General features: G+C 47.1%; 11 protein-coding genes and 8 tRNA genes. All 19 read left to right on the top strand.

Going from position 1 to position 12,189, the window contains the following annotated elements; all coding sequences use genetic code 11:
• Window positions 1–62: 62 nt before the first annotated feature.
• The 19 genes from Q9R46_RS23095 (at window position 63) to hisH (ending at window position 12,113) form a co-directional block, all read left to right on the top strand.
• Window positions 63–154 (top strand) — tRNA-Ser (locus Q9R46_RS23095).
• Between the two features lie 43 nt (window positions 155–197).
• Window positions 198–274 (top strand) — tRNA-Met (locus Q9R46_RS23090).
• A 9-nt stretch (window positions 275–283) separates the two neighbouring features.
• Window positions 284–359 (top strand) — tRNA-Val (locus tag Q9R46_RS23085).
• A gap of 5 nt (window positions 360–364) precedes the next feature.
• Window positions 365–440: transfer RNA gene (locus tag Q9R46_RS23080), tRNA-Thr, on the top strand.
• 9 nt (window positions 441–449) lie between these two features.
• Window positions 450–527: transfer RNA gene (locus Q9R46_RS23075), tRNA-Asp, on the top strand.
• A 19-nt stretch (window positions 528–546) separates the two neighbouring features.
• Window positions 547–619, top strand: a tRNA-Phe gene (locus tag Q9R46_RS23070).
• Between the two features lie 12 nt (window positions 620–631).
• A tRNA-Tyr gene (locus Q9R46_RS23065) sits at window positions 632–717 on the top strand.
• A 7-nt stretch (window positions 718–724) separates the two neighbouring features.
• Window positions 725–797 (top strand) — tRNA-Lys (locus tag Q9R46_RS23060).
• Window positions 798–944: 147 nt separating this feature from the next.
• The gene (locus Q9R46_RS23055; RefSeq protein WP_311281947.1) at window positions 945–2,141 is read left to right on the top strand and encodes a PucR family transcriptional regulator; all 1,197 of its coding nucleotides are present in this window, start codon (window positions 945–947) and stop codon (window positions 2,139–2,141) included.
• A 103-nt stretch (window positions 2,142–2,244) separates the two neighbouring features.
• Window positions 2,245–3,369, top strand: coding sequence for an ABC transporter ATP-binding protein (locus Q9R46_RS23050; RefSeq protein ID WP_090924764.1), 1,125 nt, complete (start codon window positions 2,245–2,247; stop codon window positions 3,367–3,369).
• Window positions 3,370–3,733: 364 nt separating this feature from the next.
• A complete protein-coding gene (gene hprK / locus Q9R46_RS23045) occupies window positions 3,734–4,672 on the top strand; it encodes an HPr(Ser) kinase/phosphatase (RefSeq protein WP_090924765.1) in 939 nt (312 codons plus the stop codon).
• Between the two features lie 198 nt (window positions 4,673–4,870).
• Window positions 4,871–5,905 carry a prolipoprotein diacylglyceryl transferase gene (gene lgt / locus Q9R46_RS23040; protein ID WP_145414916.1) on the top strand — a complete coding sequence of 345 codons (1,035 nt, stop codon included), beginning with the start codon at window positions 4,871–4,873 and terminating at the stop codon, window positions 5,903–5,905.
• Between the two features lie 6 nt (window positions 5,906–5,911).
• Window positions 5,912–6,568, top strand: a complete 657-nt coding sequence (ppaX, locus tag Q9R46_RS23035; protein ID WP_311281946.1) for a pyrophosphatase PpaX — start codon at window positions 5,912–5,914, stop codon at window positions 6,566–6,568.
• Window positions 6,565–7,107, top strand: a complete 543-nt coding sequence (locus Q9R46_RS23030) for an acyltransferase (protein WP_145335895.1) — start codon at window positions 6,565–6,567, stop codon at window positions 7,105–7,107. Before ppaX ends, Q9R46_RS23030 begins: the two co-directional genes overlap by 4 nt.
• Window positions 7,108–7,632: 525 nt before the next feature.
• Window positions 7,633–8,826, top strand: a complete 1,194-nt coding sequence (locus Q9R46_RS23025) for an ATP phosphoribosyltransferase regulatory subunit (protein WP_311281945.1) — start codon at window positions 7,633–7,635, stop codon at window positions 8,824–8,826.
• 1 nt (window position 8,827) lies between these two features.
• The gene (gene hisG / locus Q9R46_RS23020) at window positions 8,828–9,487 is read left to right on the top strand and encodes an ATP phosphoribosyltransferase (protein ID WP_311281944.1); all 660 of its coding nucleotides are present in this window, start codon (window positions 8,828–8,830) and stop codon (window positions 9,485–9,487) included.
• A gap of 63 nt (window positions 9,488–9,550) precedes the next feature.
• Window positions 9,551–10,855, top strand: coding sequence for a histidinol dehydrogenase (gene hisD, locus Q9R46_RS23015; protein ID WP_311281943.1), 1,305 nt, complete (start codon window positions 9,551–9,553; stop codon window positions 10,853–10,855).
• Window positions 10,848–11,489 (top strand): imidazoleglycerol-phosphate dehydratase HisB, encoded by a 642-nt coding sequence (gene hisB, locus Q9R46_RS23010; protein WP_090924772.1) that lies wholly within the window; start codon window positions 10,848–10,850, stop codon window positions 11,487–11,489. The genes hisD and hisB overlap by 8 nt, the downstream gene beginning before the upstream one ends.
• A 3-nt stretch (window positions 11,490–11,492) precedes the next feature.
• Window positions 11,493–12,113 carry an imidazole glycerol phosphate synthase subunit HisH gene (gene hisH / locus Q9R46_RS23005; protein ID WP_311281942.1) on the top strand — a complete coding sequence of 207 codons (621 nt, stop codon included), beginning with the start codon at window positions 11,493–11,495 and terminating at the stop codon, window positions 12,111–12,113.
• The last annotated feature ends 76 nt before the right edge of the window (window positions 12,114–12,189 follow it).

The following is a 12,189-nucleotide window of genomic DNA, read 5'->3' as shown; positions in this document are numbered from 1 at the left end:
TGTGTTTCGTTTCGAATCTAGTTTTCAAGGAGCAATCCTTGTACAACATTGAGATTGTCTTTGGAGAGATACCCAAGTGGCTATAAGGGGACCCTCTGCTAAGGGGTTAGGCTGAGTAATCGGTGCGAGGGTTCGAATCCCTCTCTCTCCGCCATCTTTACCTAAGGATGGACAAGCAATCAAAACATGTATAATATGGCGGTGTAGCTCAGCTGGCTAGAGCGTACGGTTCATACCCGTAAGGTCGGGGGTTCGATCCCCTCCGCCGCTACCATATTACCCAGGAGGCTTAGCTCAGCTGGGAGAGCATCTGCCTTACAAGCAGAGGGTCGGGGGTTCGATCCCCTCAGCCTCCACCATATAAGCCGGTGTAGCTCAACTGGTAGAGCAACTGACTTGTAATCAGTAGGTTGGGGGTTCAAGTCCTCTCGCCGGCACCATTAATGCCTGGAACCGTGGTGTAGTTGGCCTAACATGCCTGCCTGTCACGCAGGAGATCGCGGGTTCGAATCCCGTCGGTTCCGCCATTAATCTAAAATTAAATATGGCTCGGTAGCTCAGTCGGTAGAGCAGAGGACTGAAAATCCTCGTGTCGGCGGTTCGATTCCGTCCCGAGCCACCTTTAATCCTTGGAGGATTAGCGAAGTGGCCAAACGCATCAGACTGTAAATCTGCTCCCGTACGGGTTCGGTGGTTCGAATCCATCATCCTCCACCAGTTTTATGAGTCATTAGCTCAGTTGGTAGAGCACCTGACTTTTAATCAGGGTGTCGAAGGTTCGAATCCTTCATGACTCATCTTAAATAAAGAGTGATCGATCATTAATATGATCGATCACTTTTTTTGGTTACACTGATATATTGAATATAGTGGATACAGAGCAGCAAACATCAAGATATGATAAAATGATGATAAAAATAAAGCAGAGTGGTGAAGTTCATTAGATGAAGCTCATACCTGATTTAAAACAGCAAATTGAAATTATTATAGGCACCACATTGGATGAATATGAAATTACGATGCATGAGTGGATACATTCCATTGATCATTTGATTGGCTTGGATGAAAATAAACCGCAGCATATTCTAATTAGAACGGGTAAAGGTGAACGTGGTTCAGTAGAAAGTTCTTCAAGATCTCCTGATGTTCTGAGTTTACATCATGGTGAGCGCGTCTTTTTCAAAGTCGGCATAAATGAGCAGGCGAGAACCGTTCTGTGCTGGGGATGTGATGCGGCATCTATTACAATGGAGACTCGGCGTCTAATTGAATTACTGATTCTTAATAAGTTTATTACGAGTCAGAGCGATAATTCATCGCTATTCAAGAATGATACCGATAAACAATTATCCTCGCTGGGAATATGGCTTAAGGAGCAGATTAAAGATTACGATGCTGGCAGTTTTGATCCACTGCCTGATTCGTTTGCTTCTATTGCAGGATTTCAGGAGGAGAAAGTTCTTTTTCTGTTACAGGGTGAGACTCCGGATTCTCAGCGTGTTGAATCTAAAGTTTTGAATAAGTTGCTTGAAAGTTATTTTGGCGAAGACATCACATTAATCCCACTGGGAGAGCAAGAATGGCTCTTCATGGGAGACGAAGAAATTGTTACCGGCGAGGCCGATGAAGATACAGCAGAGGCGAGAAAAGACTCACTCAATGCTTTTTGTATGGGACTGTATGAGCTTGTGGCCAGTGAGTTCGCCGGTGTTTTCCACTTGTCAGCTTCGCTACCGTGTATTCCCAAAGAGGCGTTGCTTCAGGTGACTTTCCTTCTTCAGGAAAGTTTGGAGCTTGGTCGCTCTTTCCATGTTACACAGCATATTCACCTTCCTTGGAATCTACAACTAGAGCAATTGGTGGCTAGTATTTCTGAGCAACAGCGAGTGCGTTTTATCCGGGAAACGGGAAAGGATACGACTCTCTTTAATGACAGCGAGACATTGGCAACATTGGAGACCTTCTTCAGTTTAGACTGTAACGTTAGCGAGACAGCAAAGCGTTTGTTTATACATCGTAATACGCTGGTGTACCGTCTGGATAAGATTAAACAGGAGATTGGTTACGATGTAAGACACTTTAAAAGTGCGATCGTTGTGCAACTTTTACTTCTGATGTACAAAGTGACGAAAAAGGCTTAATATTTTTGTGCAGTTTGCGAATAGTCAGATAACCAAGCGATAGGGTATTATAAAACTACAAATTGAATTCGATTACAAAATGATCTCTGAGGAGGCAACAATCATGGCAGGAGTACGTTTAGAGCATATTTTCAAAAAATACCCGGGTTCTGATAAAGCAACTGTAGTTGATATTAACCTGGACATTAAAGACAAAGAGTTTCTGGTACTGGTAGGTCCGTCCGGTTGTGGTAAATCAACAACACTGCGTATGATCGCAGGCCTTGAGGAAATTTCTGAAGGTAAACTCTATATTGGTGACCGTGTCGTGAATGATGTTGCACCTAAAGACCGCGATATCGCGATGGTATTCCAATCCTATGCCTTGTATCCGCATATGAGCGTATATCAAAACATGGCATTCGGTTTGAAATTGCGTAAGGTTAAAAAAGACGAGATCGACAAACGTGTACGTGAAGCAGCTAAAATCCTCGATATCGAACACTTGCTTGAGCGTAAGCCTAAAGCATTGTCCGGTGGTCAACGTCAACGTGTCGCCCTGGGACGTGCGATTGTCCGTGATCCACAAGTCTTCTTGATGGATGAGCCGCTCTCCAACTTGGATGCGAAACTCCGTGGACAAATGCGTGCAGAAATCACTAAGCTGGCTAAACGTTTGGAAACAACCGTTATCTACGTAACGCATGACCAGATCGAAGCAATGACGATGGGTGACCGGATCGTAGTTATGAAGGATGGTATCATCCAACAAGCAGCTTCTCCTGAAGAGCTGTACAACCACCCGGCGAACCTGTTCGTAGCTGGTTTCATCGGTTCCCCGACAATGAACTTCATCTCGGGTAAATTGGCTGAGCAAGGTGCTAGTCTTCACTTCGTAGCTCCTGGTGTAGATGTTGAAATCCCGCAAGGTAAAGCGCAAGTGCTGAAATCCAGAGGATATGTAGGTAAAGAAGTTATTCTGGGTGTTCGTCCAGAAGACATTCACGAAGAACCAGTATTCCTGGAAGCTTCCCCGAACTCTGTATTCTCTACTCACGTAGATGTAACAGAGAACCTGGGTCACGAAATGCTCCTTTACTTGAGCGGTGTAGGTAACGACACTACAATCGCACGTGTAGACGGACGTTCCAACACTCGTGATGGTTCCACAGTTAAAATGGCCATTGACATGAACAAAGTTCATATCTTTGACAAGGAATCCGAAGTTAACGTACTTCTTCAAGACTAATTTTACTGAAGGTCCCTCGGCAACGATGGAATCTGGAAGTAACGCAATTATATAATGTAAATCGAGCCCCTTCCGTTTTCGCTGGAAGGGGCTTTTTTCAAAAATGCATGGGATGGATCATCCGTTCGGATGAAAATATAGTGCAGGTCGAGCAGGGAGTCTGTGATTGCAATCGATCTCAAATTCATTTAAGATTATTTGAAGGTCTGTCTTCAAAATGTTGCATATTGGAGTATTAAAGAGAGATATTTTACATGCGAAACGACCTGGTTATGAATCACGTTGTGAATACGCTAATAATGGAAAGAAACGATACACGAGTGGGGTACATAGAGGCACAGCGAATGCTGAAAGGAAGAGACAAATGGCGAAAAAAGTGAAAGTATCCGAATTGGTACAGCAGTTTCAGATGGAAGTGGTGTCAGGGTCACAGGGGTTGAAAAGGTTTATCACGGTAGATGATCTTAACCGTCCTGGCCTGGAGATGGCTGGTTACTTTGAATATCATCCAAAAGAGCGGGTGCAACTGCTGGGAAGAACAGAGCTGGCTTTTTTTGCAATGTTGCCTGAACATGAGCGCCGTGAACGTATGCAGCGTCTATGCACAGAGGAAACACCTTGTATTGTGGTTACACGTGGACTCGAAGTTCCTCAGGAACTGATTGATATCAGTGAAGAACAGAATCTGGCTGTGCTCCGTAGCAACATGGCGACAACGATTCTTTCCAGCCGTATTACGGGTTTCCTGGAAGGTAAGTTGGCGCCGACAGCTACCATTCACGGTGTATTGTGTGATGTGTATGGTGTAGGTATGCTAATCACTGGCAGTAGCGGTATTGGTAAAAGTGAAACTGCGCTTGAGCTTGTTAAACGCGGTCACCGTCTGATTGCCGATGATGCCGTTGAAATTCGCCAAACCTCCGATTTTCAACTCCACGGTACCGCACCGGAACTGATTCGTCACCTGCTTGAAATTCGGGGTGTCGGTATTATCAACGTCATGACTTTGTTTGGCGCGGGCGCTGTTCGTAATAATAAACGGATTACATTGGTTGTACGTCTTGAAGCATGGCAACAGGATAAACAATATGACCGTCTGGGATTGGATGAAGAAACAACGCGTATTATTGATACCGATGTACCTTTGGTTACTATTCCGGTTCGTCCAGGACGAAACTTGGCTGTAATTATTGAAGTGGCGGGCATGAACTATCGCTTGAAACAGATGGGGCTTAATGCTGCACTCCAGTTCACGAACAAGCTGACAGCAACGATTTCGGAAGATATGGAAGATATGGACTAAGGTGGGCTAAGGAAAGTTACCCCGATCAGCTGAATAGCTGGGTAAGGGCAACATTAGGCATCAAGCTATAAATATAAAGATTTAAGTTTTTATGATTTATGGCATCCGGAGCCTGCACACCTTCAAACAGGAAGGTTGATCGCGGGCTCCACACGGTCATGCTTACCGCTGTGAATTGATTGATAGGAGTGTGAATGAATGGATACATTATTACTGTTGAACCCGATTGCGTTCTCTATTGGCGCTTTAAAGGTTCACTGGTATGGGCTTATCTTGGGTACTGCGGCGCTCTTAGGGTTGTTGCTTGTTATTCGGGAGGGCAAGCGATTTAATATTCCGCAAGAAGTTTTTATGGATATGGTTTTGCTAGGTGTGCCTTCTGCCATTATTGGAGCCCGAATCTACTACGTGGCTTTTAAGTGGGAAGATTATAAGGACAACCTGTGGGACGTTTTTAAAATATGGAATGGCGGTATTGCGATCTATGGCGCACTGATTGGTGCTATTATATGTGCAGTTATTTTCTTCCGTCGTAAAGGATATAACTTCTGGCGTATGGCCGACATTTGTGCACCTGGACTGATTGTTGGACAGATGATTGGACGCTGGGGTAACTTTGTAAATCAGGAGGCGTATGGCGGTCCTGTAGAGGAATCATTTTTAAGAGACAAGTTGCACCTGCCCGATTTTATTGTGAATCAAATGAACGTGGAGGGTGTATTCCATCATCCGGCCTTTTTGTATGAATCGGTATGGAGTTTTGCAGGGCTGATCCTGTTGCTGGTGCTTCGTCGTCAGAAGTTCATGCGTGCAGGGGAGATGTTTATGTCCTATTTCATCTGGTATTCCATCGGACGATTCTTTATTGAGGCTTTACGTACCGATAGTCTGGCATTCCAGGCTCCGGAATGGATTGCTTCATTTGTGAACGGACTATGGTCTCCAATGACTGCACTCGGCTTCGAACAAGGTTATTTAGATCCAGCGTACGGTAATGTACGAATTTCACAACTGCTTGCGATTGGCATTATTGTTGCTGCTGTTGTGTTTATTATCGTGAGAAGAGTGACGGGCAAAGCAAGTGCACATTATAGTGATCCGATTGTCTCGTCGAAAGTGGCTGCAGATGATATTGGACATTCGGAAACAGTAGCTGTTGAAGAGGATAAGGTAACAACGGCACCAAATCAGGCTCAAGATGATCCGAAGCAAGTCGAAGATAAAAAGGAGTAATGCAACGTGATTAACACGGTACTGTTCGATCTGGATGGAACGATTATTGATACCAATGAGCTGATTATCAACTCATTCCTGCATGTGATGGAAGGTTGGGATCATGCTTCCCCATGGACAAGGGAACAGATTATCCCGCATATGGGAGGCACATTGGAGCAACAAATGCGGACCTTTTCAGGTCAGGAAGAGGTATCGGAGTACGTCAAAGGGTATCGTGCATATAATGATATCCACCATGAAGCAATGGTCAGACCTTTTCCACACGTGATCGAGGTGGTTGAGGCTTTGGATCAGGCAGGGATTACGATGGGTGTGGTGACGACCAAAATTCGCCCTTCTACATTAAAAGTGCTGGAACGCTTTGATTTGCTTAAATATATGAAGTCCATTGTGACTGTGACGGATGTAACTCATCCCAAACCTCATGCGGAACCGGTGCAAAAAGCGATGGCGGAACTGGGATCCAATCCAGCTCACACACTGATGATAGGGGACAGTCCTGTCGATATTCAATCGGCGCAAAATGCGGGTGCTCTCTCTGCTGGTGTGGCCTGGTCGCTTAAAGGGGAGCAGGTACTGAGCGGGTATAAGCCAGATTACATGTTGCATGATATGAGGGATTTGCTGGATGTAGTCCTTAAGGGAACGGGCCGTTCATGAGAAAAGTAACCCGCTATCCGGTAGAAAGTCAAAATGCACTTTGGCATATCTACAAGACAGTGAGCCCATGGAAGGGCGTTCGTAATTTTATCTGGATTCAATTGTCACGGTACTGCCCTGTTTTGCCTCTCAAAAACTGGATTTATCGACGAATGCTCGGTATGAAGGTGGGGGAGCATACAGCTTTTGGCCTGATGGTAATGGTGGATGTATTTTTTCCGGAAAAAATAACGATTGGTGAAAATTCAGTGATCGGTTACAATACCACGATTCTGGCTCACGAGTATCTTATTAAAGAGTACAGACTTGGTGATGTCATTATCGGAGATAATGTGCTGATCGGAGCGAATACGACGATCCTGCCTGGGGTAACCATCGGGAACGGTGCCGTAGTTGCTGCAGGGGCAGTAGTTCATAAGGATGTTGCTCCAGGAGCTTTTGTCGGAGGCAATCCTTTGCGTGATTTGTCACGTTCGGCAGAATCGACGGAAGAAAAGGCGTTCAAAACGGAGGAACCTTCTCAGCGAAAGTTACATTAAGCGCGGGATTATCATGTCTGTAAGTGAACTAATGCATGGAGGAAAGAGCTGCTGAGGGGCAGCTTTTTTCGTATACAAAACTTGAATTGAAGCAAACGGTGACGAACCATAATAAATAGTCAGGGCAGGTTTGCCTAGTCCAGGTAGTAATCAAGAGCAATCATGGTCTAAGTTTGTTGACGATTCAGTACATCCATGTTATCATATCCCATATCCTTTAGTTTGTTAGCACTTTACCACGTGAAAGTATTTAGGGTAAGGGTGACAATAATTCTAATAGAAGAAACGGGTTATTAATGTAAAAGGTGGAGCCTACATTAAACTAGAGGACATATAGCTTTGCTGTAAATTAGGTTAACTAACATAGAACGGGGATTTGTCATACATAAATCCTTTTGAGATAGAGCGTTAAAGACGATAGAGACGACAATTCAAATTATGTCATCGTATTGTAGCAGATGTGAAGATATTATAGTGCAACTGTATATAACAATCCAAATTCATGACTCGGGGTGAATCATTTACATGTCTAAACCAAAAGGCTTTGAAAAACCAACTGGCTTCCGTGACTATACACCGCATGTGGTGTCCAAGCTACGTAAAATTGAACGAAACGTACTGGAGTGCATGGAGCGCTGGGGTTATCGTCAGATTATAACGCCAACGATTGAGTATTACGACACAGTAGGAGTAGCTAGCTCTACTTCGGATCGCAAATTGTTTAAATTGCTGAACAGCCGGGGAACGACACTGGTTCTGCGTTCTGATCTGACAGCTCCGATTGCGCGAGTAGTATCATCGATGCTCAAAGATGAAGCTTTGCCGCTACGTCTGTCCTATCATGCGAATGTATTTCGTTCCATTGAAGAGGAAGCCGGACGGGAGGCTGAATTTTTCCAAACAGGTGTTGAACTTGTAGGGGACGATTCCCCCGAGGCGGACGCTGAAGTGGTTGCACTTGCGATTGCCTCGTTGCAGGCAGCGGGTGTATCTTCTTTTAAAATAGCAATGGGTCATATGGGTTTTCTGAATGGACTGCTGGAAGAAGTGATTCCGGGTCAGACGGCTGAGCAGGAACAATTAAAGGAAGGGCTTTTAGGACGTGATTATGTGGGCTACCGTCAGTCCATTGAAGCCTTGAACCTCGAACCCAAGCAGAAACAACAGCTTGAAGCCATTTTGCGTCTGCGTGGCGGGAAAGAAATATGCACACATGCGAGCGAACTTAGCTCAAGTGCTGAAGCTGCACAATCTATTGCACATCTGTGTGCAGTGTTTGAAGTATTGGAGGCCTATGGTGTCTCTGAGCATGTGCTGATTGATCTGACGATGATCGGGGATTTCTCCTATTACACAGGCATGACATTTGAAGGTTACGCGGCAGAGCTGGGATCACCTGTATGTAGCGGCGGAAGATATGACAATCTGTTGCAGCAGTTCGGGCGAGCTCTTCCGGCTACAGGATTTGCGTTAAAAACAAATCGGATTATTGATGGTGTTCATGGTGTTACTATTGAAGAGACGAAACCGGTACGGATTGAATATAGCCCGGATCGCCGTGCTGAGGCATTGACCGAAGCAGCGAGATTACGCAGTTTGGGTCAAAATGTAGTTACATCGCTTCTTGAAAAGGCAGAGTCGAAACATGGAACATATGAAACGACTGCAGATCAGGTTGAACAGGTCATCATCTATGGATCGAAAAAGGGAGGAAACTGAGATGTCGGATATTCTGAAGGTGGCGATGCCTAAGGGCCGCATCTATAAAAAAGCCTCCAAATTGTTTCGTGAGGCAGGTCTGGACATTCCGGAGGACGTGGACGATACACGCAAACTGGTCATTGAAGTGCCAGAAGCCGGGATGGAATTCATTATGGCTAAACCTGTGGATGTGCCAACCTACGTGGAGTATGGTGTTGCCGATATCGGCATTGTCGGGAAAGACGTGTTGCTTGAAGAGGATCGTGATGTGTATGAACTGCTGAATCTGGGCATTGCCCAGTGCCGTATGTCGGTTATCGGGTTACCGGACTGGAAGGCAGGTATCCAGCAGCGAGTGGCGACCAAATACCCACGAATCGCTTCCCAGTACTTCCGTGAGCAAGGGCAACAGGTCGAGGTAATTAAGCTGAACGGATCAATTGAGCTTGCGCCTCTAATCGGACTGGCTGATCGGATCGTCGATCTGGTGGAGACCGGGCAGACGTTGCGTGAGAACGGACTCGTGGAAATGACAGAAATTCTGAATATCACCAGTCGTCTGATTGCTAATCGGGTGAGCTACCGGATGAAAAATGCACGTATTCAGGCGCTGTGTGATGCACTTCAATCGGTCATTCCAAGTGGGAATGAGGTTTCTGCGGGAAGTGCGAGAAGATAGAGGATAGATAAGAAGGCCATTGACTATAGACAAGAGAAACAGATAGGCGAGGAGGTTGTATGGATGAAGATTGTATCAGCACGGGACTTTGACTTGAAACGGGAAGTGGAGTATGGTACACCGGAGCAAAATGAATCGGTACGGCGAATTGTCGCAGATATTCGCCGGGAAGGTGATGCGGCCCTGCTGCGTTACACGGAGCAGTTGGACCGCACGACGCTGACGGCTGCGCAGTTGCGCGTGCCGCAGGAGGAGCTCCAGGCAGCGTATGCAGCCGTTGAGCCATCTTTTGTAACGGCGATCCGCCAAGCCGCCGTCAATATCCGTGCGTTTCATGAGAAGCAGAAACGCAATTCGTGGATGGACTGGCAGCCGGATGGCAGTCTGCTCGGCCAGATTATTCGGCCGCTGAAGCGAGTCGGCGTGTATGTCCCTGGAGGGAAAGCAGCGTATCCATCGTCGGTGCTGATGAATGTCATTCCGGCACAGGTCGCAGGCGTGCCGGAAATTGTGCTTGTCACACCGCCGTCGACGAACGGCGGTGAGGGCATTAACCCGTACATTCTCGTGGCTGCCGCGGAAGCGGGCGTGAACGAGATGTACCGGGTTGGCGGCGCCCAGGCGATCGCCGCCCTCGCTTACGGCACGGAGAGTATTGCCCCGGTCGACAAGATCTGTGGACCGGGTAATATCTACGTGGCGCTCGCGAAGCGCGAGGTATATGGGGTGGTCGATATCGACAGTATCGCCGGGCCAAGCGAGATTGTGGTGCTCGCCGATGACACGGCGAACCCGGTGTATGTCGCCGCGGACTTGTTGTCGCAGGCGGAGCACGACGAGATGGCATCGGCCATTCTCGTCACGAGTTCGGCCACGCTGGCGGAAGCGGTGCAGGCCGAGGTGAAGCGGCAGCTGGATGTGCTGCCGCGGCGCGATATCGCGTCTGCTTCCGTGGAGCAGCATGGTGCGATTATTGTGGTCAATTCCATCGACGAGGGAATCGATGTCGTGAACCGGCTTGCACCGGAGCATCTGGAGATCATGGTGCAGGAGCCGATGGCTTACGCTGGCCGGATCGAGAATGCCGGTGCCATCTTCCTCGGGCCGTATAGCTCTGAACCGGTGGGCGATTATTTCGCCGGACCGAATCATATTATTCCGACCAATGGAACTGCCCGGTTTAGCTCACCGGTAGATGTGGATGATTTTATCAAAAAATCGAGTCTGATTTATTATAGTAAAGAAGCATTGTTGCAGAACGGAGCGGCCATTATCGAATTAGCCCGTCATGAGGGGCTTGAAGGACACGCTCGTGCAATCGCTGTACGTTTAGAACAGGAAGGAAAGGCGGAATCGGACAATGGATAATCAGAATAAGAGTGCAGAACAGGGTGGAGAGCTTCAAAATAATAGTGCAGTTCGCCAAGCGGATGTCGACCGCAAAACGAACGAAACCAATATTCAGCTGTCATTCAACGTAGATGGCTCAGGACAATCAAATATTGAAACGGATGTACCGTTTCTGAACCATATGCTCGATCTGTTCACAAAACATGGACAGTTTGACCTAAACGTACAGGCTCGCGGAGATATTGATATTGATGATCACCACACGGTTGAAGACATCGGCATTTGTCTGGGACAGACGCTTTATCAGGCGCTCGGCGACAAACGTGGTATTAAGCGGTATGCGAGCGTGTTTGTACCGATGGATGAAGCGCTCGCGCAAGTTATCATTGATGTGAGTAACCGTCCGCACTTTGAATATCGGGCCGAGTACCCGTCACAACAAGTAGGCAGCTTTTCTACAGAGCTTGTGCATGAATTTCTGTGGAAATTGGCGCTCGAAGCGCGGATTACGTTGCATGTCATCGTACACTACGGTCAGAACACACACCACATGATCGAAGCGGTCTTCAAAGCTCTCGGACGTGCGCTGGATGAAGCAACGATGATTGATCCACGAGTAACCGGAGTGCCCTCCACGAAGGGAGTGCTGTAGACGATGGCGATTGCAATTGTCGATTACGGTATGGGGAACCTGCACAGCGTCGGCAAAGCGGTCGAACGTCTTGGCTATGAAGCGCTGGTCACGGGTGAGCGGGAAGCTATTCTTGGTGCGGATGGTGTTATTTTGCCGGGGGTTGGTGCTTTTGGCGACGCGATGGTGCATTTGCGGGAGACGGGTTTGGATGTAGTCGTTAAAGAAGCGGCTGCTGGAACGAAACCGCTCCTTGGCATTTGTCTGGGCATGCAACTATTATTCAGCTCCAGTGAGGAGCATGGTGAGCATGAAGGACTGGACATTTTACCGGGAAAAGTAGTGCGCTTCGCACCAAGTGAGCTGAAGGTTCCTCATATGGGATGGAACCGTTTGGAATTTCTACATCCTGAAAATCCACTCTTTGCTGGCCTGGATGCAGGGCATGTTTATTTTGTACACTCGTATCATGCACTTACCGAGAACAAAGGTGATCTGCTCGCCGTTACGGATTACGGACATCCCGTTACAGCGATTGTGGGTAGAGGCTCGAACTTTGGCATGCAGTTCCATCCCGAGAAGAGCGGTGAGCTTGGCATGAAACTGCTGGGCAACTTCCTGTCTTTGACGAGCTCAGTAGTTTAACATCAATAAAGCCTAACCCTTATCGCGTATCAAGGTTATTCCAGTAAGCTGTATGTACTGTTATACTCATCTAAAA

The organism is Paenibacillus sp. RRE4, assembly GCF_031844205.1.
Lineage (GTDB): Bacteria > Bacillota > Bacilli > Paenibacillales > Paenibacillaceae > Paenibacillus > Paenibacillus xylanexedens_B.
This window is presented reverse-complemented; position numbering and strand designations above follow the sequence as displayed.